Source organism: Variovorax sp. WDL1, assembly GCF_001541225.1.
Taxonomy (GTDB): domain Bacteria; phylum Pseudomonadota; class Gammaproteobacteria; order Burkholderiales; family Burkholderiaceae_C; genus Variovorax.
The window spans coordinates 32,895-56,622 of the sequence record NZ_LMTS01000110.1; the positions used below are offsets into that span (position 1 = coordinate 32,895).

Here is a 23,728-nt window from a genome sequence, read left to right on the forward strand (position 1 = left end):
CGGCACGCGCATCGTTCTGCCGGCGTCGAGCGGGGGGCATTTCCTGGCGCAGGGCGCGATCAACGGGCGCAGCGTCAACTTCATGCTCGACACCGGCGCCACGACCGTTGCGCTATCGGCGCCGGACGCGCAGCGCATCGGGCTCGATTTCAGCAAGGGGCGGCCAGTGCGCATGAATACCGCGAACGGCACCGCGCAGGGTTATCTGGTGCGCCTGAATTCCGTGCGGGTCGGCGACGTCGAGGTCTACGACGTGGAGGCGATCGTGTCGCAGCAGCCCATGCCCTACGTGCTGCTGGGCAACAGCTTCATCAGCCGTTTCTCGATGCGGCGCGACGCGGACCAGATGGTCCTCGAAAAGCGATTCTGAGCTTCGGGGCTACGCCGCGGCAGCGGTAACGACGATCTCGATCTTGTAGGCCGCATTGGCCATCGCAGCCTGCACGGTGGCGCGCGGAGGCGTGTTTCCGGCGGGAATCCACGCATCCCACACCTCGTTCATCGCCGTGATGTCGCCGATGTCGGCGAGAAAGATCTGCGTCATCAGGATGCGCGACTTGTCGCTGCCGGCCTCCGCCAGCAGGCGGTCCACCATCGCCAGCACCTGTGCGGTCTGGCCGCGGATGTCCTGCGTGGTGTCGTCCGGCACCTGGCCCGCGAGATAGATGGTGCCGTTGTGGACCGCCGTCTCGGACAGTCGCGGGCCGACGTGAAAGCGCTGAATGCTTGCCATGCTTGAAATCACTCCTGTGTCCTGGCCTTGGAGCCCAGCCGGGACTCCGTGCCGGCCGCGAGGCGGCGAATGTTTTCCCGGTGCCGCCAGATCAGCAGCAGACTGATCGCGATCAGCGCAAGCAGCACCTCGCGCGAAAGCGGCCACGCGATGCCGCCGCCAATCAGGTAGTAGGCCGGCGCGAAGAAGGCCGCCACGATCGAGGCCAGCGAGGAATAGCGGAAGAAGACAGCGATGATCAGCCAGGTGGTGCCGGTGGCCAGCCCCAGCAGCCACTCGATGCCCAACAGCGCCCCGGCCGCCGTGGCGACACCCTTGCCGCCCTGGAAGCCGAAGAAGACCGGGTACAGGTGCCCGAGAAAGGCCGCCAGCCCCGCCAGCGCCGCGGTCCCCTGCCCCATGCCGTAGGGCTCACCCAGGCGATGGATCAGGAAGACGGGCAGCCAGCCCTTGACCGCATCCAGCAGCAGTGTCGCCAGTGCCGCGCCCTTGTTCCCGGAGCGCAGAACGTTGGTCGCGCCCGGGTTCTTGCTGCCGTAGCTGCGGGGGTCGGCCATGCCCAGCGCCTTGCTGATGATGACGGCAAAGGACAGCGAGCCCAGCAGGTAGGACAGGACGATCGCGATCAACGAAGGCAGATAGGAACTCACGGTGTCTCCAGACGGTCCGGACGGGCGATGTGCCGCCCGGATCGGCCGGCTATTCTGCCAGCGCGCACTGCACCGGCCTTGCGCCGAGCAGCCGCACGCAGATCTGCGGGTCGATCCCCACCAGGTAGCCGCGCCGCCCGCCGTTGATGACGATCTTCGGCAGCGTGAGGATGGTGGACTCGATATAGACCGGCATCGCTCGCCGTGTCGCGAAGGGCGAGGTGCCGCCCACCATGTAGCCGCTGTGCCGGTTGGCAACCTCGGGCTTGCAGGGCTCCACCGATTTGGCTCCGATCTGCCGCGCCAGGTTCTTGGTCGAGACCGTGCGGTTGCCGTGCATCAGCACGATCAACGGCTTCGCATCCTGGTCCTGCATCACCAGCGTCTTCACCACCGTGAAGGGGTCCAGTCCCAGTACCTCGGCGCTGTGCTGGGCGCCGCCGTGCTCCAAGTACTCGTAGGGATGCTCGGTGAAGTCGACGCCGTTCGCCCTCAGCAACTGGGTTGCGGGGGTTTCGCTGACATGGGATTTCCTGCTCATGCGTGCGCGGGACAGTGCTTTCAGATCGCAGGGTCCCGCATCTCCCAGCGCAGCTTGTCCACCTCAGCGAGGACATCAGGCGGCAGCCGCTTGTCCCAGGCGTCCAGGTTCTCCTCGAGCTGGGCCAGCGAGGTGACGCCGATGATGGTGCTCGCCACCTGCCACTTGCTGTGGCAGAAAGCCAGCGCGAACTGCGTGGGCGTCATGCCGATCTCGCGTGCCAGGGCGTTGTAGCGGCGCGCCGCCTCGAGCGAGCCTGGGCGGCCCCAGCGCTGCTTGCGGACCGACTCGTAGCGTGCGATTCGCGCGCCCTGCGGCGCATCGGGCCCGGTGATGCCGCTTTCGTCGTACTTGCCGGTCAGCAAGCCGGCGCCGAGCGGCGAATAGGCCAGCAGCGAGACACCGAGCCGGTGCATAGTCTCGTCCAGGCCGTTCTCGACCGAGCGGTTCAGCAGGTTGTAGACGTTCTGCACCGTGGCCGGGCGCGGCAGGCCGTGCTGCTCGGCCAGGCGCACGAACTCATGCACGCCATAGGGCGTTTCGTTCGACAGGCCGACGGCGCGCACCTTGCCCGCCTTCACGAGGCCGGCGAGGGTCTCGAGCTGCTCGTGGATGGGGGTGCGCGAAGTCTCGCGCGCCGGGTCGTAGTACATGTTGCCGAAGGCCGGCACGTGCCGCTCGGGCCAGTGGATCTGGTAAAGGTCGATCACATCCGTCTGCAGGCGGCGGAGGCTGCCTTCGCAGGAGGCCACGATGTCGGCCGCCGTCATGCCGCTGCCTTCGCGCACCCAGGGCATGCCACGCGATGGGCCGGCCACCTTGGTGGCGAGCACGATCCTGTGGCGCACGCCGGGATTCTTCTCGAACCAGCGGCCGATGATGGTCTCGGTCGCGCCGAAGGTCTCCGCGCGAGTGGGCACGGCATACATCTCGGCCGTGTCGATGAAGTCGATGCCGCGTTCGAGCGAACGGGCGAGGATGGCGTGGGCGGTGGGCTCGTCCACCTGCTCGCCGAAGGTCATGGTGCCGAGGCAGATCGGCGTGGCGCGCAGATCGCTCTGCCCGAGTTGGACTTTTTGCATGCGATGGATGCTACCGGCTCACGCGCGGGCCCGCTGTCCGGTGCCGGACTGCGGAGCCCGGGCGCGGTCCGTATCATCGATCGGCCATGTACCAAGTCATCCGCCCGTCCCGCAGCGAGTTCGTCCCCATCCGCAACCTGCGCTACCACGTCCGCATCTGGGGCACACCTTCTCTGGCGCGCCCTCCCCTGGTGCTGCTGCACGGCTGGATGGACGTGGCCGCGTCCTGGCAGTTCGTGGTCGATGCGCTGGCCGAGGCGCGCCACGTGATTGCCCCCGACTGGCGCGGCTTCGGCCTCACCGAAGGCGGCACCGTCGACAACTACTGGATGCCCGACTATCTCGCCGACCTCGACTGGCTGCTCGACCACTACGCCGGCGACACGCCCGTCGACCTGGTCGGCCACAGCATGGGGGGCAATATTGCGATGCAGTATGGCGGCGTGCGGCCGCAGCGGCTGCGCCGCCTCGTCAACCTCGAGGGCTTCGGCATGCCTCCCCTGGAGCCAGCCGAGGCGCCCGGCCGCTACGGCAAGTGGATCGACCAGCTCAAGCGCCTGCACAGCGGCGAGATGGCGCTGGCCAGCTATACCGGCCCCCACGGGGTGGCGCGGCGGCTGATGAAGACCAACCCGCGCCTGTCGCAGGACAAGGCCGACTGGCTCGCTGGCCACTGGTCCGTGGCCCGTGCGCATCCCGAGGGCGGCGAGCGCTGGGAGATCCTGGGCGACCCGGCGCACAAGATCATCAACGCGAACCTGTTTCGCGTCGACGAGGCGCTCGCACTCTACGCCGCCATCCAGGCCCCGGTGCTGGCCGTGGTGGCCTCCGACGACAGCCTGGGCCACTGGTGGAAGGGCCGCTACACCCTGGCGGACTTCCAGGAGCGCCTGAAATCGGTGCGCGACGTGCGCCTGGAACGGGTCGAGGACGCGGGCCACATGCTGCACCACGACCAGCCGGCCCGAGTCGCGGCACTCATCGAGGCATTCATGGCGCACGAGGGGCCTTGACGGGCGTGAGAAAATCCCTGGTTTACCCCGAACACCGTCAGGACTACCCCATGGATGCAGAGCAAATCAACCAAATCGGCGCAACCCTCGCAGACCTGAGCGCCAGGACGGCCGACCTACGGAGGTATCTTTGACTACGATGCCAAGGCCGAACGTCTGAGGACCGTCAACGCATCGCTCGAAGATCCCGCCGTCTGGAACGACCCGAAGAAGGCCCAGGAACTGGGCCGTGAAAAGAAGGCGCTCGACGACGTGGTCGTCACGCTCGACCGGCTCACCAGCGGGCTTTCGGACAACACCGAGCTCTACGAGATGTCGAAGGAGGACGGCGACATGGATGGCCTGCAGGCCATCGCCGACGACGCCGCCAAGCTCGAGGAAGACATCAAGCAGCTCGAGTTCCGCCGGATGTTCAACAACCCGGCCGACCCGCTCAACGCCTTCATCGACATCCAGGCCGGCGCCGGCGGCACCGAGGCCTGCGACTGGGCCAGCATGCTGCTGCGCCAGTACCTGAAGTACGCCGAGCGCAAGGGCTTCAAGACCCAGATCGAGGACGAGACCCCCGGCGACACCGCGGGCATCAAGGGCGCCACCATCAAGGTCGAGGGAGAGTACGCCTTCGGCCTGCTGCGTACCGAAACGGGCGTGCACCGCCTGGTGCGCAAGTCGCCCTTCGACTCCTCGGGCGGACGCCACACCAGCTTCGCCAGCATCTTCGTCTACCCGGAGATCGACGATTCGATCGAGATCGAGATCAATCCCGCCGACGTACGGGTGGACACCTACCGCGCCAGCGGCGCCGGCGGCCAGCACATCAACAAGACCGACTCGGCCGTACGCCTCACGCACATCCCGACCGGTATCGTGGTGCAGTGCCAGGACGGCCGGAGCCAGCACAGCAACCGCGACGTCGCCTGGAAGCGCCTGCGCTCGCGCCTGTACGACCACGAGATGCGCAAGCGCCAGGAAGAGCAGCAGAAGCTGGAGGACAGCAAGACCGACGTCGGCTGGGGACACCAGATCCGCAGCTACGTGCTGGACAACAGCCGCATCAAGGACCTGCGCACCAACGTCGAGATCTCGGCCACCCAGAAGGTGCTGGACGGCGACCTCGATGCCTTCATCGAAGCCTCGCTCAAGCAAGGCGTATAAAAATCCTGGAGACACTTTGATGTCGATGCTCATGCGTGATGCCCAAGCCGAGCCCGTCGCGATCCGCCGCGAGGACTACCGCGCGCCCGCCTACTGGATCGACACCGTCGACCTGACCTTCGACCTGGACCCGGCCAAGACCCGCGTGCTCAACCGCATGCGCCTGCGGCGCAACCCGGACGTCGCGCCAGAGCCGCTGCGCCTGGACGGCGACGAGCTCAACCTGGCGCGCGTGCTGGTCGACGGCCAGGGCGCCTCCTTTCGCATGGAGGCCGACCAGCTGGTGATCGACAACCTGCCCGATGCCTTCGAGCTCGAACTCTTCACCACCTGCGCGCCCGCCAAGAACACCAAGCTCATGGGCCTGTTCGTGAGCGAGGACACCTTCTTCACCCAGTGCGAGGCGGAGGGCTTCCGCCGCATCACCTACTTCCTCGACCGCCCGGACGTGATGGCGAGCTTCACGGTGACCATCCGCGCCGCCAAGGCCGCCTACCCTGTCCTGCTGTCGAACGGCAACCTGGTCGAGCAGGGCGAACTGCCCGAGGGCCGCCATTTCGCGAAGTGGGTCGATCCCTTCCGCAAGCCCAGCTACCTCTTCGCGCTGGTGGCCGGCAAGCTGGTGGCGCGCGAGCAGCGCATCAAGGCGCGCAACGGCAACGAGCACCTGCTGCAGGTCTACGTGCGCGCCGGCGATCTCGACAAGACCGAGCATGCGATGAACTCGCTGGTCAACTCCGTGATGTGGGACGAGGCCCGCTTCGGCCTGCCGCTGGACCTGGACCGCTTCATGATCGTCGCCACCAGCGACTTCAACATGGGCGCGATGGAGAACAAGGGCCTGAACATCTTCAACACCAAGTACGTTCTGGCGAACCAGGCCACCGCCACCGATGCCGACTACAGCAACATCGAGAGCGTGGTCGGCCATGAGTACTTCCACAACTGGACCGGCGACCGCGTGACCTGCCGCGACTGGTTCCAGCTCTCGCTCAAGGAAGGCCTCACGGTCTTTCGCGACCAGGAATTCAGCCAGGACCTTTGCGCCGACGCCTCGGCCCGGGCCGTCAAGCGCATCGAGGACGTGCGCGTGCTGCGTACCGCCCAGTTCCCCGAGGACGCAGGCCCGATGGCACACCCCGTGCGGCCGGACAGCTACATCGAGATCAGCAACTTCTACACGGTCACCATCTACGAGAAGGGTGCCGAGGTGGTGCGCATGATGCAGACGCTGGTCGGCAGGCAGGGCTTCGCGCGCGGCATGACGCTGTACTTCGAGCGCCACGACGGCCAGGCCGTGACCTGCGACGACTTCGCGCAGGCCATCGCGGATGCAAACCCCGATTCCGAGTTGGCGCATCTCCTGCCGCAGTTCAAGCGCTGGTACAGCCAGGCCGGCACGCCGCACCTGGCCGCCCATGGCGTGTACGACGCCGCGGCGCGCACCTACACCCTCAGCTTCGTGCAGAGCTGCCCGCCGACCCCGGGTCAGCCCTTCAAGGAACCGTTCGTGATACCGGTCAACCTCGGCCTGCTCGGCCCCGACGGGCGCGAGCTCCCGCTGCAGCTGGCCGGCGACGAAGCCCCGGGCGCGGGCACGCGCACCCTGGTGCTGACACGCGCCGGCGAGCAGTTCACCTTTATCAACGTCGACGCCGAGCCGGTTCCCTCGATCCTGCGCGGCTTCAGCGCGCCGGTGATCCTGGAGTACGAGTACAGCGACGCCCAGCTGCTCGCGCTGCTGGCCCACGACGCCGATCCTTTCAACCGCTGGGAGGCCGCCCAGCGCCTGGCGCTGCGCGCCGCGATCAAGGCGATCCGCGCGCCGGTCGCGGGCGTAGGCGATGCACCGCTCGACGAGGCCTACCTGGAGGCCATGCGCCGCGTGCTGCGCGACCCCGGGCTCGATGCAGCCTTCAAGGAGCTGGTGCTCACGCTGCCGTCGGAAACCTACATCGCCGAGCAACTGGAGACCGTCGATCCGCAGCGCGTGCACCTCGTGCGCGAGGCCATGCGCGCCCAGCTCGCCGCCGGACTCTTCGCCGATTGGGAGCAGGCTTACGAGGAGAACCGCGACACCGGGCCCTACAGCCCCGACCCGCGCTCCTCCGGCCGCCGCGCGCTGGCCGGCCTTGCCCTGTCGTACCTCTGCCTGGCCGCGCGCGCGACCGGCGACACGGTCTGGCCCGGCAGGACGCTGCAGCGCTTCAAGGACGCCGGCAACATGACAGACCGCTTCAATGCGCTCCAGGCACTGGTGTCCTCGGGCCACGCCCTGGCGGCGCAGGCCCTGGCGCGCTTCCACGCGATCTTCAAGGACGAGGCGCTGGTCATCGACAAGTGGTTCTCGCTGCAGGCCGGCGCGCCCGACCGCGGCGGCGACATCCTGCCGCTGGTCAAGCAGTTGATGAAGCACCCCGACTTTTCGCTCAAGAACCCGAACCGCGCGCGCAGCGTGATCTTCAGCTACTGCAACGCCAACCCGGGTGCGCTGCACCGCCCCGATGCCGCGGGCTACGTGTTCTGGAGCGAGCGCGTGATCGAGCTCGATGCCATCAACCCGCAAGTCGCCGCGCGCCTGGCGCGCGCACTCGACCGCTGGAGCAAGCTGGCCGAGCCCTACCGAAGCGCCGCGCGAGAAGCCATCATGCGCGTGGCGGCCAAGCCCGATCTCAGCAAGGACACGCACGAGGTCGTTACCCGCGCGCTCGCTGGATAAGCACCCCGAATCGACAGCTTTCCCTGGAGTCACTGAATGCCCAAGAACGTTTCGCTCACCCGCTACCTCATCGAACAGCAGCGCGCCGATGGCCTCATCCCCGGCCAGCTGCGCCTCCTGCTCGAAGTGGTGGCGCGCGCCTGCAAGAGCATCAGCCAGGCCGTCACCAAGGGCGCGCTCGGCAATGTGCTCGGCTCCGCCGAGAGCGAGAACGTGCAGGGCGAAGTCCAGAAAAAGCTCGACATCATCGCCAACGAGGTGCTGATCGAGGCCAACGAATGGGGCGGCCACCTCGCTGCCATGGCCAGCGAAGAAATGGACAGCATCTACGTGGTGCCCAACCGCTACCCGCAGGGCGAGTACCTGCTGCTGTTCGATCCCCTGGACGGGTCGAGCAACATCGACGTCAACGTCAGCATCGGCACCATCTTCAGCGTGCTGAAGAAGCCTGAAGGCTCGCCCGGCGTGCAGGAGTCCGACTTCCTGCAGGCCGGCAGCAAGCAGGTTGCGGCCGGCTACTGCATCTACGGCCCGCAGACCACGCTGGTGCTGACCGTGGGCAGCGGCGTCGCGATGTTCACGCTGGACCGCGAGCAGGGCTCCTTCATGCTCACGCAGGAGGACATCCAGATCCCGGCCGACACCAAGGAATTCGCCGTCAACATGAGCAACATGCGGCACTGGGACGCCCCGGTGAAGCGCTACATCGACGAATGCCTGGCCGGCAAGGACGGCCCGCGCGGCAAGGATTTCAACATGCGCTGGATCGCCAGCATGGTGGCCGACGTGCACCGCATCCTGATGCGCGGCGGCGTCTTCCTGTACCCCTGGGACAAGCGCGAACCCGAGAAGGCCGGGAAGCTGCGCCTGATGTACGAGGCCAACCCCATGAGCTGGCTGGTCGAGCAGGCCGGCGGCGCCGCCACCAACGGCCGCCAACGCATCCTCGACCTGGAGCCCACCAAGCTGCACGAGCGGGTGGCTGTGGTTTTGGGGTCGAAGAACGAGGTCGGGCGGCTGACCGGCTATCACGAGCCGCTATAATCGCGGGCTTAGCCGGTGTAGCTCAGTCGGTAGAGCAGCTCATTCGTAATGAGAAGGTCGGGTGTTCGATTCATCTCTCCGGCACCAAACCAAAAGGGGTTGACTGTCGTGGTCAACCCCTTTTTTCATGTCACTGCCGCGTAGCGGGTGGCATATTGGGACGGCATACTGCCGGGGCTCGGCCGGTGCCGCCGCCCGCATGGCGTCAGGACATCTTGCTGGCCGCCTCCTTCAAGGGCGCGTAGATGTCAACGATGCTCCCGCTCACCGTATTCGTCCAGACTGACAGGTCCGTGCGCTGCAACTGCAGCTTGAGCAGGTCCGCCGCGCTCACGTCGAACCCACGTTCGCTCATGTTCCGTAGCGTCTGAGCCATGCGCTCCTCAAGCGCTCCGCTGACGAGCACGGCATGCGCAAGCACGCTTGTCATGCGAGTCGTATCAGCGTCGTCGCCAGTCAAGGACGCAGGCGCAAGGACTGGCGCAGTGAAGACGGGAGAGTTGGTATCGATCGTCATGGTTCCTCGAATGAATGGAATTGTGGTTGTGGAAAGCGCCTCAAACGCCGCCGCGCCGCACCATATGGCGCGACAGGGGGCGGTTCGAAGCCGGCGCGTGCATCACTTCGCGCTCGATTCTTTCGTCCATGGCGCGAAGCGTTTCCTCTGCTTCGCGGCGAGCTTTATCGACCGCCGCTTCGCCCCCCACCCGCCGCAGCTCGGCCAAGCAGGAATCGGGCGTCACGCCGCGTTCCTCGAGAAGACGGTGGTAAGTGCTGAGAGTCTCTTGGGCCTGCATGGCAAGCTCTTGGGCCCTCTCGGGAAAAGTGGCGGCATCGCCGAAATCGTGCTCGTCCATCGAGGGTCCTCGCCAAGTGCTTCTGAACACTTGTTGGTAACGGCGGCTCGAACCGGGTTCCGTCCGAAGCACAGCAACGTCTACCCACCGCAAATCTTGGCGATGATGGCGCGCAGGCGTGCCGGAGCAACCGGCTTGTAGAGCAAAGGCAGGCCGTGCTGGCGGACAAAGCGCGCCGTCTGCAACGACGTGTCGCCCGACACGAGCAAGGCCGGCAGACCGGGCCTGTAGCGGCGGCGTATGCGGGCCACGATCTCCGTGCCCAGTTCGCCGGCTTCCAGCCTGAGGTCGGAGATGACCAGGTCGGGCAACACGGCGCCGTCGAGCAGGACATCGGCCTGGGAACCCGATTGCGCCGGGACCACATGGCACCCCCAGCGCTCCAGGAGCTTCTGCGTCCCTTCGAGGATCAACGCGTCGTCATCGATCAACAGCACCCGCAGGCCTTCGAAGCGAGCGTCCGTCGAGTCGTCTGCCAGCTGGATTTCGGCTGACGCGGGCGCCTGCAGGCGGGGCTCGCCCACGGCGATCCGCAACGAGAACCTGGAGCCCCGGCCGGGCACGGACCGCAGCTGAACGGGACACCCCAGCAACTGGGTGCAGCTACGGACGATGGCCAGGCCCAGACCCAGGCCGCCCCGGTCGTCCTCGCCCCGTTCGATCCGGTAGAACTCTCGAAAGACTGCTTCCTGGTGCTCGACAGGGATGCCCATCCCGCTGTCCCAGACCTCCAGCCGCACATCCCGGCCTGCCGGGCGGCACGCGACGATCACGCCGCCTTTGTCGGTGTATCGCAGCGCGTTGGAAACGAGATTGGCCATAACGCGCTCCAGCAGCGCGGGGTCGCTGTAGACGTTCAACGCCGACGACGCGACGACGAAGCGAACATTCTTCTGCCGTGCAGTAGGCCCGAACGCCGCCCGCAGCCTTGCGAGCAGCGGCTCCAAGGGAAAGACCATGAAGTTCGGGGCGACCATCCCCGTCTCCAGTCTCGACATGATGAGGATCGAATCGAGCAGCGTCTGCGTGGAATGCAGGGCAGACTCCATATGGTCCAGTACCGGATACACGTGCTCGGGTAGCTCTGCGCTCTTCAGATCGTCGATGAACAATCCCAACGCATGCATCGGCTGCCGAAGGTCATGGCTCACCGCCGCCATGAAGCGCGACTTCGCGTGGCTCGCGCGTTCCGCTTCGCTCTTCTGGGCGGCGAGCGCAGCAAGCTCGCGCACCCGTTCCTCGCGTTGCTTGTACACGGTGAGGTCGGTCAGGATCGCCAGCGTCCCGGCGTGCAGGCCGTCCGGCCCGGGCACCGGGTACAACGACTCCATCACGAAGATGGTGCTCCCGTCCGCGCGCCGAACAGCGACGCCATGCTCCTCTTGCGCACCATGCTCCGCCATGCCCGGCGGCGCCTCATGCACGAGCATTTTGTCCAGCCGCAGCCCGTAGAGCTCAGTCGCCTCCAGCCCGAGCAGGCTGGCGGCTTGCCGATTGCAAAACGAGATCAAGCCATCGGCATCCAGCATCAGGATCCCGTCGCGCCCCGTGTCCAGCATCCGCCGAAAGCGCTCCTCGCTTCCGCGCAGATGTGCCGCCGCGCGCTCGCGCGAGCTGACGTCCTTGCCCAAGCCACGGTATCCCGCAAAGGCGCCGCTCTCGAAAACGGGCACCCCGCTGATGCTGATGTGCAAAGTCTCGGCGCCATCGGTCGCATGCGGAAACACGAAGTCCTGGAAGGGTTGCGTGTTCGCAAGCGCCTTCCGAAGGGGCGCCCACGTGGCGTCTCCATCGCCCGGAGAGACCTCGCACCAGCGACGGCCCAGCAACGCCGCAGGGTCGACGCCCGACTTCTCCAGCAGTCCGTCGGAAAGATAGGTCAGCCGATGCTCGGCATCCTGCTCCCAGTACCAGTCCGACGAGAGTTCGGCGAGGCTGCGAAAGCGCGCTTCGCTCACCCGGAGCCTGGCTTCGTTGTGCTTGCGCTCGCGCGCGTACTGCAGCGTCTTGACCAGGAGTCGGCCCGACAGGTCCTGCTTGACCAGGAAGTCCTGCGCGCCCGCCTTGACCGCCGCGAGAGCCAATGCCTGGTCCTCGTTCCCCGTCAACACGATGATGGGCAACAACGCGTCCTGGCTCTGAATCCTGAAGAGCGTTTCAAGTCCGAAGCTGTCGGGCAGAGACAGGTCCAGCACAACCATGTCCGGCCGCTGCTCGACGATGCGATGCAAGGCTTCGGCCAGCGTCCGCGCGTCGCGCATGCGGAACCCTTCACGGCCCACCTCGTCGATCAGCAGCTCACGGAGCAGTCGCGCGTCGCCGGGATTGTCCTCCACCAGCAGGATGTCTTGGGCGAGTCCTTGCATGCGAATCGTGCTGCTATGGCTCGTCAGCGCGCGGCGGCAGCGAGACGAGCGACAACCACAAGCGATCGATGGACCGGATCGCCTCCAGGAAACCGTCGAAGTTCAGGGGATCCTTTGTGATGTAGCAGTTGGCATGCAGCTCGTAGCAACGAAGGATGTCCTCCTCCTCGTTCGATGTGCTCAGGATTACCGTCGGAATGCGGCGCAACTTCGGATGCGCCTTGATGCCGGCAAGCACTTCGCGACCATCGAGCCGCGGCAGGTTGAGATCCAGAAGGATCAGGTCGGGCCTTTCCGAATTGGCATGCTCGTTGCGGCGATGCAGGTAGTCGAGCGCTTCGACGCCATCCTTGACCCAGTGCAGGTTGCAATGAACCTGGCACTCTTTCAAGGCTTCCAGCGTCAACCGCATGTCCGCAGGGCTGTCTTCCACCAGCAGGATATGCGCCATCCCAGGGACGATCCCCGTACTCACCGGCAATCACTCCTTCTCATGTTCGCGCTGTTCGCCATGGCTGTGCGCCCTCCCGCGGATTCTGATTATGGCGGCACGACATCACATAAACCAGAGTCATCCGAGCGGGCGGAGCGGGCTGAGTCTGATGGAAAAAATGCCAAAGGGTGCTAGCATGAACTCAGCCACCGCAGTGCGAGTCTCGATCCATCCAGTTTGCCAGCGTGGCGCATTCGTATCACCAAAAGCATGATCTCCGAAAAGAGGACGATTGAACGTTCGTCGATCTCCCCTTCCGAAGCGCAGAACATCGCGGAGGGCGGCGAGCTCAAGATTCTGGTGGCCGATGATCACCACCTGGTCAGGGAAGGGCTCAAGCTGACGCTGCTCCAGATCGATGCTCGCACGCAGGTCCTGGAGGCAAGCACGCTGGCCGAAGCCATCGACGCGTTCCATGCCAGCCCGGACATCGACCTGATCCTGCTCGACCTCAACATGCCCGGTGCCGCAGGCCTCTCGGGCCTGGACGCGTTCCTGATGCAATGTCCGGCAGCACGCCTGGTCGTCGTGTCAGGCACTTACGACATGAAGACCGTCCAGACGGCCATCCAGAAGGGCGCACTCGGTTTCATTCCAAAGATGTCGGGCAAGCGGATTGTCCTGAGTGCGCTGCGTTTCATCCTGGACGGTGGGATCTACGTACCGCCGGAGCCCTTCATCTCAGACAGTTCACCTCAGGAAGGCGACGGCTCCTTGCGCGCCACGGCAGCCTTTTCGACCAAGGCCGCCGCAAAGGGACTGACGAACCGGCAGATCGACGTCCTTCGCGAACTTCTCGAGGGCAACTCCAACAAGCAGATCTGCCGTAACCTCAACCTCGCCATGGGAACCGTCAAGGCCCACGTTGCAGCGGTGCTGTCCGCGCTGAACGTCAACACGCGCGCGGAAGCCATTGCCGCCGCGGACCGGCTGGGCCTTCGTCAGCTGCTGGAGCCGCCGTCAAGTGGGATGCCCGCGGCGCACGTAGACGCCCCGCCCGACCAGGTGACACGCAAGTAGCCGCGCCCCGGGCGCATCAGCCGAACTTCTGGGTGGCCGTCTTGAGCGTGTCCCCGCGTTCCTTCACCATGGAGGCGCACATGTTGACCGTCAGGTTGTTCTGATTGACTTCATTGGTGTAGTAGAGCAGCTGGGCGGCGTCCACATCCTTGCCGCTCTTGATCTCCGCCAGAACCGCCTTGAGATCCTTTTCCGATGAGATGATGACCGGCATCATCAGGGTTTCCAGAGTCTCGAGACTGACCCCGTCACCACTCTTCGGTATCGTCATATTTAGCTCCGTCGTTGATATTGCTCAAGGGGAATGGCTGAACCGCCAATCACCCCGTGTACTCAGTAACCTGGTGTGCGCGTTGGTTCCTGCCCACTACTGCCGTCGGGCAGCGCCGGCACGGGGCATCAGCTCCAGCACGGTCGCAGCGGCCGCCACCGCGGCCATGGCCGCCTCTATCCGCCGGTAAGTGTCGCGGTCATGGAGCTGCCGCCTCGCAAGCGCGCACGCGCTCTGCATTTCGCCCAGCCTGGCCCGCAGTTCTGCGCGGTACTGGCCGCTCGCGTCATCGCACAGTCGCTGCTCCACATCGAAGCCGATGTGCTGTCCTTGAGATGTCATGTCTACCTTTCAGGGGCCATAGCGGAAACGGGTGCCGTCGGAGAGCACGATCTCGCCATCCCGTACGGCGACGACCGTATTGCCCGCAAGCGCGCCGCCTGGCGCAATGCGCTGCCCGCTGGTGGTCACGATGTAGGGAAAGGCACCGCCAACGACGGCCGCTACATTGGCTGCGATCGCATCCCGTTCCGGGTCGACATGTGCACTGATCGTGAGGGTGCTGCCGTAGCGTCGCGTGAAATCCAGGAAGAGCGCCTCCCAGATGCGCGTGTCCTGGGGACCCAGAACAGCGCGCAACTCGAGTGCCGGCTCCGTCGCGGTCACCCTGAACTTCCCGTCAAGGCCAGCTTCGCGCAAACGGGCCATGAAGCGCTCCCGGATTTGCTCCGGCCGCAGAATGTCGAACTCGATCGGCTCCAACCCGGCGAGCTCCCCACGAGCCCGTTCAGGAAAGGCCGCAGCCTCCTCTGCGCTCGAAGCCGAACCCAGAATCCGCAGTACGTCGCCGGCGCCCGGCTCCATGCGCAGTTCGAGCCGCCCCGGCGAACGTTGGGCCTGGACGAAGCGCTTGACGAGGTCGAGCCGCTCGGCGTCCAGCATCACCTTGACCTCGACCGGCACCTCGAGCATCGACACGCGCTCGCGCAGCCTCTGCAATTCCTTGTCGGTGCGCAGCCTGCCCTCCACCACCCATGCCCCACCCTCGGTCCGCTTCACGGCCAGCGAGCTCTTGGGAAAGCTCTTGAGCACCTCCGCCAACGCCGAGGCATTTTCCGCCTCCGTGGCAACGGGTCTGACCTCCGGCTCCAGCGAGCCCGGTGATGTCTCGACAGTGCTGGCAATCGCCTCCGCAGGTCGCTGCATGGCCGCAAACACAGCCACTCCAACGAGCAGGATCACCGCGCCATACACTGCATACCGACGCACTTCGGCGTGCTTGAGTACTTGCACGCCGGCACTGGGCGAAGGCGTGGGTGCGAGCGCTTCCAGTCCCGCAGCAGCGCCGTCAGTGACGTCATCTTGTTCCACCTCGTCAGCCGACTCGGTCGGCACGCTGCGCATCTGCAGCGCTTCATCGGCCGGCCATTCGTCGTCCAGCGACGCGACGGTAAGCTTGACGAGACCGAACTGCAGCACCGTGCCCAACGGCAGCAGTCCCGGTTGGACCTCCTCCCCAGCCAAGGTCAGGACCCGCCCCTCCAAAGGCTCGACAGAAATGCCCTCTGCATCGACGCTGATCCGCGCGTGTTCCTGTGCGACTTGCGCGCCGCCCAGGACGATCGCGCAGGTGTCCCCCGTTCCGATCGTGTAGCCGTGCCCGGGCTGCAGCGGAAGGCGCGCGCCTGCCTGAGGTCCATGCAGAACGCGCAGTTCGATGGCGCCGGCGAGCTCCAAGTTCTCGCCGCTCACGAGGACACCCCTCGAAGGCAGTTGGCGACTTTCATGTCGAGATCCTCGCCAATGGCTGGATGTTGATGTCTTGCGTCAGCTCCTGGTAGGACAGCACCGCCAGATCGCCCGCGTCCTGTTCGAGCAGCTTGCGCACGTAGCGGCGGATGTCCATCGAGGTGAGCAGGACGGGCTTCTGTGTCGCGGTCGACGTATCGCCCACCACCGACTTCACCGCGGCCACGATCTTCTTGCGGCCGCGGGCTCCAGCGCAAGATAGGAACCGCCGGATGTCTGGCGGATGGCGGTTCGCACCTGGTCCTCGATCGCCGGCGACAGCAGGTAGGCGGGAAGCATGTTCTGGCCGGCAGAGAACTTGTGGCTGATGAACCGCTTCAGAGCCATGCGGACGTACTCCGCCAGGAGGACGGGGTCCTTCTCCTTCTGCCCCCAGTCGACCAGCGCCTCCATGACGGCACGGACATTCCGGATCGAGATTTCCTCGGACACGATGCGCTGGAGAATCTCCGCGATCTTGTGGATCGGCATGACCCGCGCCACCTCCTTGGCGAGTTCGGGAAACTTCGATTCCATTTCCGTGAGAATCGCGCGCGTCTCCTGGATACCCACGAACTCGGCCGCATGCTTGCGCAGCACATAGGCGATGTGATAGCTCAGCATCTGCGTTGGCTCTAGGAAAGGGATGCCCGCCTTCGTCATGGTCGCGCCGAGACTCGCCGGAGCCCAGATCGACTCCAGGTTCGGCAGGAACTTGGCGTCCTTCTCGAACGGGATCTGCAATGCGGTGAGGTTCTCGGGCGACTCGCGCACCAGCAGATGCTCGGGCCGCAACCGCCCTTGCGACACCGGCACTTCGCCCACGAGGATGGCATAGGCCTCGCCCTGCAGCTGCTCGTTGAAGCGCAACTGCAATCCCGGGAAGACAACACCGAGGTCGTAGTACACGGTGCTCGTGGAAGGCGACGACATGACGGAGCCCGTGGCCGACGAGACGCGCTCGATCCTCGATGGCCACATCATCCTGTCGCGCAAGCTGGGCGCGGCCAACCACTACCCCGCAATCGACGTGCTGGCCTCCGCGTCGCGGGTGATGAATGCCCTGATCACACCCGAACACAAGGCTGCGGCCGGCAAGGTGCGCGAACTGATGGCCAAGTACCAGGACATCGAGCTGCTGCTGAAGGTGGGTGAATACAAGAAGGGTGCGGACCGCATCGCGGACATGGCCATCGAGCGGCACGAGGCGATCCGGGACTTCCTGCGCCAACCGACGGACGAGCACACCGACTTCGGTGAGACGCTGAAGCGATTGAAGGCGCTCGCACCGCCCGCGTGACGCCAGGTTCCGCCCCGCACCAAGAGCGTGCGTCGGACGGGAACCTTGCAAAGACACGCGTTACTCAAGATTGCGCAAGATTTGATCCTCGGGACCCGGGGTCGCCTTGCCGTGGCGGAGCGATGTGCTCCAAACAGCGACACAGCATCTCTCACAAGGAGTCCCCATATGTCCGAAGCAAGAAGCCCCTGGCGCGAACAGTTCATCGACCTCGCACTCGAGTTGCGGCGGCAGGCCGGCAAGCCTGCTGCAAGTTTCCAGGATGCACCCGACGCGCCCATCGGAATGAAGTTCCACCTCGACGGCGTGCTGTTCCAGGTGACGCACCTGGACGGGACCGGCACCGCAGCCGACCGCTTCCTGTTGCGGTGCCACTTCGGACCCATGCCGGCGGACCAGATGGACGATGCGCTGGAACAGGCGCTTTCGCTGAACCTGGGCATGGCACGTTCGGGCTCGGGCGTGCTGGGCATCGATGAATCTCTCGACCACCTGGTCTACAGCTGCTTCGTCTCGCTGCGCGGCGCGACGCACGAAAACATCTCGGAAGCACTTGGGGACCTGGCGCGTCTCGCGCACGAATGGCGTGCGGCACATGCCGTCACGCTCCATTGACCCGTCTGTGCACCAACACCAACAACAAACCGGAGAACGAATGAACCCTGAACCTGAACTTGACCTCGCCGCGCGCGATCACCTGATTGCAATGCTGACCTTCCTGCCGGGCCGGCTCGGCGTTGGCTGGCCGCCCGAAGGAACCAACTGGCCCGATGCGACTGCCTGGCGCGCCGCGGAGAACCTGGCGGTGACCCTGCGCGTCGGCGCGCGCGAACTCACTTTCGTGCACTCGCTGGAGCCCGAGCGCAGCGCAATGCTGGTTGTGGAATCCCGGTGCGGGACTGTGCCGCCGACATCGAAGACGGACTGCTATCGCAGGCTGCTCGCCATGAATCACCGGAACGCCGCCAGGTCCGCCGGCGTCTGCGCGCTCGAACCCTCGACGAAGACTGTCATTCACAGTTCGGCCTATCGGCTCGATGCGCTCGATGTCGACAAACTGGTCGTCGCGGTGACCGAGGCGGATCGACAAACGGCGCCCTGGCGGGAAGAGCTCTCTCTCACCTCCGATTCGAACGCCGCACTGAGTAAATCCGCGCTGGCTCTGCACATCTAGGAAGACGACAACAATGAACCCACTCGGAAGCCTCGCATCCTGCTTCAAGGGCAAAGCTGCGCCCGAAGAATCGCACTCTGAAGAGGAGTCGCATATCGAAAGCGACTTTGAACTTGACTCTGTCGACTCCGACGAGGACGTCCCCCCTCCTTCGCATATTCCTCCGCCTCCCCCTCAAGTCATCCTGGGTGCCGGCGCTCTACCCGCTCCCACGCCGGAGTCTCTTCAGGCCGACCTGAAGACCGAGATGTGCTATTGGTCGACAAAATTCAAGAACGACGAAACGTTCAGGAAGAACATCGACGCCTACGTCGAGTTCCGCAAGCAAGTGATGGAAATCAAGGACCTGGGCGTCACTTCCGAGAATCCGGACGAAGATCCGCTGGAGCCGCTCTACCAGCAGCTGGGGTCGAAGCTCGCGGAAGCGTTCGGCATGGTGGACCCCGAGACGAAGGATTGGACGCAGGAGGTCAAGAACGCTGCCAAGAACGGAGGTGCCGAATACGCGAGGCCTTCAATCAAGGCGTTCATGTGGACGCAGTCGCCGACCATCCTCAAGTCGACGGTCAATCTGTACACCCGCATCTTTCTGGGTGATGAGATTGCATCGAAGGTCAGGCATGCCACGAACTTCGCCTATCCCTTCATGCAGGCACCGATTTCAGTCTGGGCAGCGCAGAACAATGGCTACGAGCAAAGCGAGGCCGTCCAGCTCCAGAAGCGCGCGAACCCGGAATGGTGTCCGAACGTGGAGTCTTCGACGATCATCAATGAAGATGGCACGATTGGCGAACTGCGAGCCATGCGCCACGTTCTTGAGGACCTCGGGCAACTGAGGGAAGTGGACGCTCTCATCAAGGAGCGTGACCCGGCCAAGCTCGAACAAAAAAGAAAGCAACTCGTTGGGCAGAGGCTGCTGGCAAAAGCCAAGCTGGAGGAACAGCTCACACTCGTGACCAAGGCGCTGGGCAAATCCCAGGAATCGGGCGATTCGCCTCCCCTCAATGACATAGAGAAGAAGATCCTCAACATCATCGAGGGGAAGAAGTTCACTCTGGAGGAGAGGATCGACGAGCTCTCGCAAGTCACGACCGGCCGCGCTGCGCTGTCGGGCCTGGCGAGGCTGGAAGCCAAGCGTCTGCTGCGCCAGCTTGCGGATTGGAGAATGCTGAGCGAGGAACTCAGCACGGCAATCGAGGCACTGGAGGCAGGCGCTCCATACGAGAGCACCGCAGTCCGCAAGGCCGTCGTAGACACGGATTTCGAACGCGCGAAAGTCGCCCGTTATGTCATGCTGAATGTCTTGAGCCACCAGGCCATCGTGCGCGATATCAGAACGGCCTTCTATGGCGGAGCGACTGTTACCCAACTGGGCCTTCAGTTGGCGGAGTACTGCACCGGATACGAGGGCACTGTGGCGGGAGACGCGTTGCAGGTGATCACCAGCCTCGTGCAGACACTCTACTATGCGTGGAAGTATCCGGATGCCACCGGCAAGGACGCCCTGAACAAGTTCGCGACGCAATGGCAGATCATCGCGATGACAGGTGCCGGCAATCTCATCGGGAAAGACGGCGAGTTCGACGCGGCGAAACTGGACAAGATGGTTACCGGGAAATTGAATACAAGGCTGGCTGCCTTCGGCTCCCTGCTCAGGTTCGATCAAACGGTCTACGGGCAAGCAGTCCTGGGCTGGTTGGTGGATCCAAGGACGGTAGACAACGATGAGGCGGACAAGGCCAAGTTCGGAGGCAAGAACATACCCTGCACGTATGCGGTCCTGGCTGACGGATTCAGCAAGCTGAAGACGCCCGCCGATCGCGCAGCCTTCATCGACGCGATTGCGGTGGAACGCCAACTGGCCGAAGGGGTCAGGGAAAGGATCGACCGCAATCTTCAGCTCTACGAAGAGAGCGCGGCCAACTCGGCAAACAAGGGCGATGCGTCGAGGCTGCTGGGCGAAGACAGCACCTTGCCCCAGGCAGCCCAGAACGTGCTCCGCGGCTCGCTCGAGCAGGTTGCAGATTCGGGCGATGCCACGAGCGAGAACGATGAGCTCGACCGGGAGTTGTTCAAGCTCGCAGGCAAGATCGAGCAGCGCGGCGAACTGCCAAGCCAGGCCGCACAGAAGCTCGGCCAGGCATTTGCGTGGTTTGTCGCGGGCACGAGCGGCTTTCTCGTGCTCAAGTCGATCTTCACCCTGGGCGCGCAGGCACTCATTCTCCGTGGGGAGCTGACCGAAGGAGGCGCTGAAGAACTTGCGGGCGCCATTCTGGGCGGCAAGATCCTTGGCAACGCCGTTGCGCTGGCCGGCTTGGTGTTCCAACTCGGCTTCAACCACGGGTATCAGGATTACATCGCGAGGAAGGCCTTGCTGCGCCAGAATGCCGGCGGAGGGGTATCCATCGTCAACGCCCCTCCGCCCAGCCTGCGTGGCTCGTTGTGGCAGGAGTTCATGGTCTCCGTCGGCTTCGAGGACGCACGGGTGGAGGAGATCACGGGCTATGAGACGTTGGTCAGCAAGCCGATTCCCAAGGAGGACTGGCCGCCCAAGCTCAAATTCTTGCGCCGGGCAAAGCTGACCGAGGCGATGTGGGACCAGATGTTCGCCGTGGACGTGAGGTCGTCCTGGCTCAAGAACTTCTTCGAGAAGCACGGAACGCTGGAGGGCAAGACCGAGGACGAGCTCGAGGAGGCCATCAGCGAAAACCTCGCCGCGATCAGGAAGTTGCGCGCGAGCCCGGATGGCACCGGGCCTGCTGACGACGCGAAGCCTGAGGCAACCGGCAGTGATGACGTGCGCATGCAGATCGACGACCTCGGGCCCACCCATATCGTTCCGATACTCGACCTGGGTTCGGTGAAGGGTATTGCGAACGCAGGACCTGACCCGGACGACGAACAGCGCAAGCCGCTCTCACCTCGCAGCTTCAGGGCGAAGAGGATCGACGAGCTCAAGACAGCGGCGGCACGGAAGGAAGGCCCGCTGGCGAAGCCACGCTCCGCCCTGGCTCGCACCACCGGAGAGAGCAGGATCGAGCGCAGCGTGATCCGTGACCCGGACCATCTCGCGCGCATCGATGATGACGAGCAAGACCCATACGACGAGCTGATCGATCTGCTCAGCGGGCTTTCGAGTCAAGAGCCGGGGATCAGAAAGCCCTCGCAGCTGATGAAGGAGCTCCCGTGGGCGCGGTCTCCGCTAGGCATTCATGTTGCGCAAACGGGACCGAGCGTCTTCTACCTCTCTCCCGACCCGTCCGGGCATGCAAGTCCGATTCAGGCTTTCAGCATTCCCGACCCGAATCGCCAGGGTCTCCTGCACATCTCGGACTACAAGTACCCCTCGCTGGCAGTCTGCAACATGCTGCAGGCAAGCCTGAGCGGCAACACCAACTGGGGGACACTGACCACCGAAGACGAGTTCGCCAGGTTTTCCTACCAGCATCTGTCCTACGGCCCGGCGGGTCTGGCGGAAATGCCGATGCAGGATCTTGCCGCATTCACTCGGCACATGGCCTTGAACGAGCCGGAGGCCGAATGGATCCCGTTGACGACGGCGACGGTGCGGTATGCCCCAGACGCCAGGAACCGGATCCAGCCCGTCGGAACGCCACCCCCTGAACTGCAGCAAGGAAAAAGCTTCGGGGTGTCGTACGCGGCTCAGGACGACGTTGGCGCCACGATCCATGGGTCAGTCATGCTCTGCTATGACGGACAACAGTATTCGGTCATCGACCCCAGATCGAGCAGGCCTGTCGACTCGCTGCTCAACGATCCGATCGCAGCACTCAAGTGGTTCATGGGCGAGATCGGCTCCGAGCACCCCAATTTCCAGGAGCGCATGACATTCACGGTGCTCTACCACGTTCCGCGGGCCACACCGTCGAACAATGAGTATCGATTCAGGATCGCCGAGGCAGGAGGACGTGCAGATGTCCTGGTAGAAAGCTGGCTCCAAAGGACCGCCAGCATTGCCGAGGCCCGGCTGCAGGTGGCAGAAGCCTGCAGGAGTTTCGAGGAAGAGATCTCGTATCAGCTCACGGTAGGCGCGACCTTGGTCGTCGGGGACAAACGCCCCATTGCCAGTCGCGTGAAGGCCAACCTCGATGCCATCGACCTTCTGAACCGCGTGTACCTGAGCATGACAAGGAAGGAGATGGAGATGGAAATGGACCTCCTCATGGCAGAAGACTGAGTGGCCTGGGCGCTCTGGCCGCGGCCTGTGTCGCGGCCAGCCTTCCCCTGCGCGATTCAACGGCGCGACGCGCTCAAGCCGCCGTTGCCTTTTCGCCGCGACCCGCCCGAAGCTTCGGCAAATGAATGGCAAACGTCGTGCCTTTCCCGAGCTCCGAGGCCACGGAGATGCGCCCCCCGTGGCGCTCCACCACCTTCTTGCAGATCGCCAGGCCGATCCCCGTTCCCTCCGAATGGTCCCGCGGATGAAGCTTCTGGAAGATCATGAAGATCCTCTGGAAGTACTGCGGCTCGATCCCGATCCCGTTGTCCCGGACCTCGACGACCCACTCCGCGTCTTCGTCTCTTGCCGACACGCTCACAAGCGGCGCCACGCCTTCCGTCCGGTACCTCAAGGCATTGCCGACCAGGTTCTGGAACACCTGCGTCATTTCCGCCCTGTCTACCAAGAGGGTGGGAAGCGGCTCGCGGTGCAGCGTGGCGTTCGAGGCCCGAATGGCCGGCGCCAGATTGGCGAGCGCATCGTCCAGCGCGCGGTCCAGCGCGACAGGCTGCTTCGCAAGCTCGCGTCGGCCTATCCTCGAATAGAGCAGCAGGGCGTCCATCAGCGCCTTCATGCGCTGCACCCCTCCCACGATGTACGCCATGAAGTCGCGGGCGTCGCCGTCGAACTGATGCGCAAAGCGCCGCTCGAGCAGCTGGGTGTAGCTCGCCACCGTCCGCAAGGGCTCGGAAAGATCGTGGGACGTGATGTAGGCGAACTGCTCCAGCTCCTGGTTGGACCGCGTCAGCTCCTCGACCTTCGACCGGGTTTCCGCCTCGGCCTCGAGCATCCTGGCCATCGCCTTCTTCTGTTCGCTGATGTCGCGCAGCGTTGCCACGATGACCCATTGGCCCGCCTGCTGGATCGCCTTGCGCCTGACTTCGCAGATGCAGGTGCGGCCGCCCGACTGCTGCACGAGCAGCTCCGACCTCTGCGTCAGCGGAGCCTGGGCGATGACCTGGTCGTACAGCTTGCCGAGTTCGTCCAGGCTTCCGAGCGATTGGCTCGTCTGGTTGGGTCGCTGCTTCAGGAGCGCCTCCCGCGTCACCCCGAGCAGCGTGCATGCACCCTGGTTGACTTCGAGGTACGTCATCGAGGCTCGATCGATCAGGAAGACGGCATCGTCGCTCAAGTCGAGCGCGGAAGCCAGGCGCTCCATGCGCGCCTGCTCCTGCTGCCGCGCGGCAAGGTCGTGCGAAGCGTCGAGGCCGGCGACTGGCTTGGAACGCTGATGGGAGTCGGGATTCATGGCAGAGCCCAAGCATAGCGCTCGACTCCGGCC

General features: G+C 64.7%; 21 protein-coding genes, 1 tRNA gene and 2 pseudogenes. 11 read left to right on the forward strand and 13 right to left on the reverse strand.

The window, feature by feature from the left end:
- Nucleotides 1-370 (forward strand): retropepsin-like aspartic protease family protein (locus APY03_RS43850; RefSeq protein ID WP_232324288.1); only part of this gene is annotated, 370 nt, incomplete at its 5' end.
- Nucleotides 371-379: 9 nt separating this feature from the next.
- On the opposite strand, the gene APY03_RS15435 is transcribed toward APY03_RS43850, so the two are convergent.
- From APY03_RS15435 to APY03_RS15450, 4 genes are read right to left on the reverse strand one after another with little or no spacing between them, the layout of a single operon-like run.
- Nucleotides 380-733 carry a RidA family protein gene (locus tag APY03_RS15435; RefSeq protein WP_068678069.1) on the reverse strand — a complete coding sequence of 118 codons (354 nt, stop codon included), beginning with the start codon at nucleotides 731-733 and terminating at the stop codon, nucleotides 380-382.
- 8 nt (nucleotides 734-741) lie between these two features.
- Complete coding sequence (gene plsY / locus APY03_RS15440; protein WP_068678070.1) at nucleotides 742-1,383, reverse strand: glycerol-3-phosphate 1-O-acyltransferase PlsY; 642 nt, start codon at nucleotides 1,381-1,383, stop codon at nucleotides 742-744.
- A gap of 49 nt (nucleotides 1,384-1,432) precedes the next feature.
- A complete protein-coding gene (locus APY03_RS15445) occupies nucleotides 1,433-1,924 on the reverse strand; it encodes an aminoacyl-tRNA deacylase (protein ID WP_068678071.1) in 492 nt (163 codons plus the stop codon).
- 20 nt (nucleotides 1,925-1,944) lie between these two features.
- Nucleotides 1,945-3,006, reverse strand: coding sequence for an aldo/keto reductase (locus tag APY03_RS15450; RefSeq protein ID WP_068678072.1), 1,062 nt, complete (start codon nucleotides 3,004-3,006; stop codon nucleotides 1,945-1,947).
- A gap of 86 nt (nucleotides 3,007-3,092) precedes the next feature.
- Between APY03_RS15450 and APY03_RS15455 the strand changes: the two genes are divergently transcribed.
- From APY03_RS15455 to APY03_RS15475, 5 genes are all read left to right on the forward strand, one after another.
- A complete protein-coding gene (locus tag APY03_RS15455; protein ID WP_068678073.1) occupies nucleotides 3,093-4,019 on the forward strand; it encodes an alpha/beta fold hydrolase in 927 nt (308 codons plus the stop codon).
- 50 nt (nucleotides 4,020-4,069) lie between these two features.
- Nucleotides 4,070-5,174 (forward strand): peptide chain release factor 2 gene (gene prfB, locus APY03_RS15460; RefSeq protein ID WP_102906211.1). Its coding sequence is split into 2 segments (ribosomal slippage): nucleotides 4,070-4,150 and nucleotides 4,152-5,174, totalling 1,104 coding nucleotides; the frame shifts between segments, so codons are not numbered across the junction.
- Between the two features lie 25 nt (nucleotides 5,175-5,199).
- Nucleotides 5,200-7,893, forward strand: a complete 2,694-nt coding sequence (gene pepN, locus APY03_RS15465) for an aminopeptidase N (RefSeq protein WP_068678111.1) — start codon at nucleotides 5,200-5,202, stop codon at nucleotides 7,891-7,893.
- A 36-nt stretch (nucleotides 7,894-7,929) separates the two neighbouring features.
- On the forward strand, nucleotides 7,930-8,937 hold the full coding sequence (locus APY03_RS15470) for a class 1 fructose-bisphosphatase (protein WP_068678075.1): 1,008 nt from the start codon (nucleotides 7,930-7,932) through the stop codon (nucleotides 8,935-8,937).
- An 11-nt stretch (nucleotides 8,938-8,948) separates the two neighbouring features.
- Nucleotides 8,949-9,024, forward strand: a tRNA-Thr gene (locus tag APY03_RS15475).
- Nucleotides 9,025-9,142: 118 nt separating this feature from the next.
- On the opposite strand, the gene APY03_RS15480 is transcribed toward APY03_RS15475, so the two are convergent.
- From APY03_RS15480 to APY03_RS15495, 4 genes are all read right to left on the reverse strand, one after another.
- Nucleotides 9,143-9,367, reverse strand: a complete 225-nt coding sequence (locus APY03_RS15480) for a hypothetical protein (RefSeq protein WP_146039686.1) — start codon at nucleotides 9,365-9,367, stop codon at nucleotides 9,143-9,145.
- Between the two features lie 127 nt (nucleotides 9,368-9,494).
- Entirely contained in the window at nucleotides 9,495-9,794 is a 300-nt protein-coding gene (locus APY03_RS15485; protein ID WP_068678077.1) for a hypothetical protein, read from the reverse strand.
- An 80-nt stretch (nucleotides 9,795-9,874) separates the two neighbouring features.
- Nucleotides 9,875-12,160 carry a response regulator gene (locus APY03_RS15490; protein ID WP_068678078.1) on the reverse strand — a complete coding sequence of 762 codons (2,286 nt, stop codon included), beginning with the start codon at nucleotides 12,158-12,160 and terminating at the stop codon, nucleotides 9,875-9,877.
- A gap of 13 nt (nucleotides 12,161-12,173) precedes the next feature.
- Complete coding sequence (locus APY03_RS15495; protein WP_068678079.1) at nucleotides 12,174-12,611, reverse strand: response regulator; 438 nt, start codon at nucleotides 12,609-12,611, stop codon at nucleotides 12,174-12,176.
- Nucleotides 12,612-12,830: 219 nt separating this feature from the next.
- Between APY03_RS15495 and APY03_RS15500 the strand changes: the two genes are divergently transcribed.
- Nucleotides 12,831-13,673: a response regulator gene (locus APY03_RS15500; RefSeq protein WP_146039685.1), complete on the forward strand. Its 843-nt coding sequence runs from the start codon at nucleotides 12,831-12,833 to the stop codon at nucleotides 13,671-13,673.
- Between the two features lie 16 nt (nucleotides 13,674-13,689).
- Here the strand turns inward: APY03_RS15500 and APY03_RS15505 are convergent, their stop codons facing one another.
- The 4 genes and pseudogenes from APY03_RS15505 to APY03_RS15525 all read right to left on the reverse strand — a co-directional run bounded on the left by APY03_RS15505 (nucleotide 13,690) and on the right by APY03_RS15525 (nucleotide 16,716).
- On the reverse strand, nucleotides 13,690-13,944 hold the full coding sequence (locus tag APY03_RS15505) for a hypothetical protein (protein WP_146039684.1): 255 nt from the start codon (nucleotides 13,942-13,944) through the stop codon (nucleotides 13,690-13,692).
- A 96-nt stretch (nucleotides 13,945-14,040) separates the two neighbouring features.
- A complete protein-coding gene (locus APY03_RS15510; RefSeq protein WP_068678081.1) occupies nucleotides 14,041-14,286 on the reverse strand; it encodes a hypothetical protein in 246 nt (81 codons plus the stop codon).
- Nucleotides 14,287-14,295: 9 nt separating this feature from the next.
- Entirely contained in the window at nucleotides 14,296-15,681 is a 1,386-nt protein-coding gene (gene sctD / locus APY03_RS15515; protein ID WP_162487177.1) for a type III secretion system inner membrane ring subunit SctD, read from the reverse strand.
- A 46-nt stretch (nucleotides 15,682-15,727) separates the two neighbouring features.
- Nucleotides 15,728-16,716 (reverse strand): annotated as a pseudogene (locus APY03_RS15525) (FHIPEP family type III secretion protein).
- Here APY03_RS15525 and APY03_RS15530 point away from each other — a divergent pair.
- The 4 genes and pseudogenes from APY03_RS15530 to APY03_RS15545 form a co-directional block, all read left to right on the forward strand.
- Nucleotides 16,637-17,032, forward strand: a pseudogene (locus APY03_RS15530) (EscN/YscN/HrcN family type III secretion system ATPase); the annotation flags it as partial. The pseudogenes APY03_RS15525 and APY03_RS15530 sit on opposite strands and share 80 nt — an antisense overlap.
- A gap of 168 nt (nucleotides 17,033-17,200) precedes the next feature.
- Complete coding sequence (locus APY03_RS15535) at nucleotides 17,201-17,647, forward strand: CesT family type III secretion system chaperone (protein ID WP_068678086.1); 447 nt, start codon at nucleotides 17,201-17,203, stop codon at nucleotides 17,645-17,647.
- Nucleotides 17,628-18,206 (forward strand): CesT family type III secretion system chaperone, encoded by a 579-nt coding sequence (locus tag APY03_RS15540; protein WP_162487176.1) that lies wholly within the window; start codon nucleotides 17,628-17,630, stop codon nucleotides 18,204-18,206. The genes APY03_RS15535 and APY03_RS15540 overlap by 20 nt, the downstream gene beginning before the upstream one ends.
- Before the next feature lie 13 nt (nucleotides 18,207-18,219).
- Nucleotides 18,220-22,404, forward strand: coding sequence for a hypothetical protein (locus APY03_RS15545; protein WP_146039683.1), 4,185 nt, complete (start codon nucleotides 18,220-18,222; stop codon nucleotides 22,402-22,404).
- A gap of 73 nt (nucleotides 22,405-22,477) precedes the next feature.
- Here the strand turns inward: APY03_RS15545 and APY03_RS41490 are convergent, their stop codons facing one another.
- Nucleotides 22,478-23,695, reverse strand: coding sequence for a sensor histidine kinase (locus APY03_RS41490; RefSeq protein WP_068678089.1), 1,218 nt, complete (start codon nucleotides 23,693-23,695; stop codon nucleotides 22,478-22,480).
- Nucleotides 23,696-23,728: the final 33 nt, after the last annotated feature.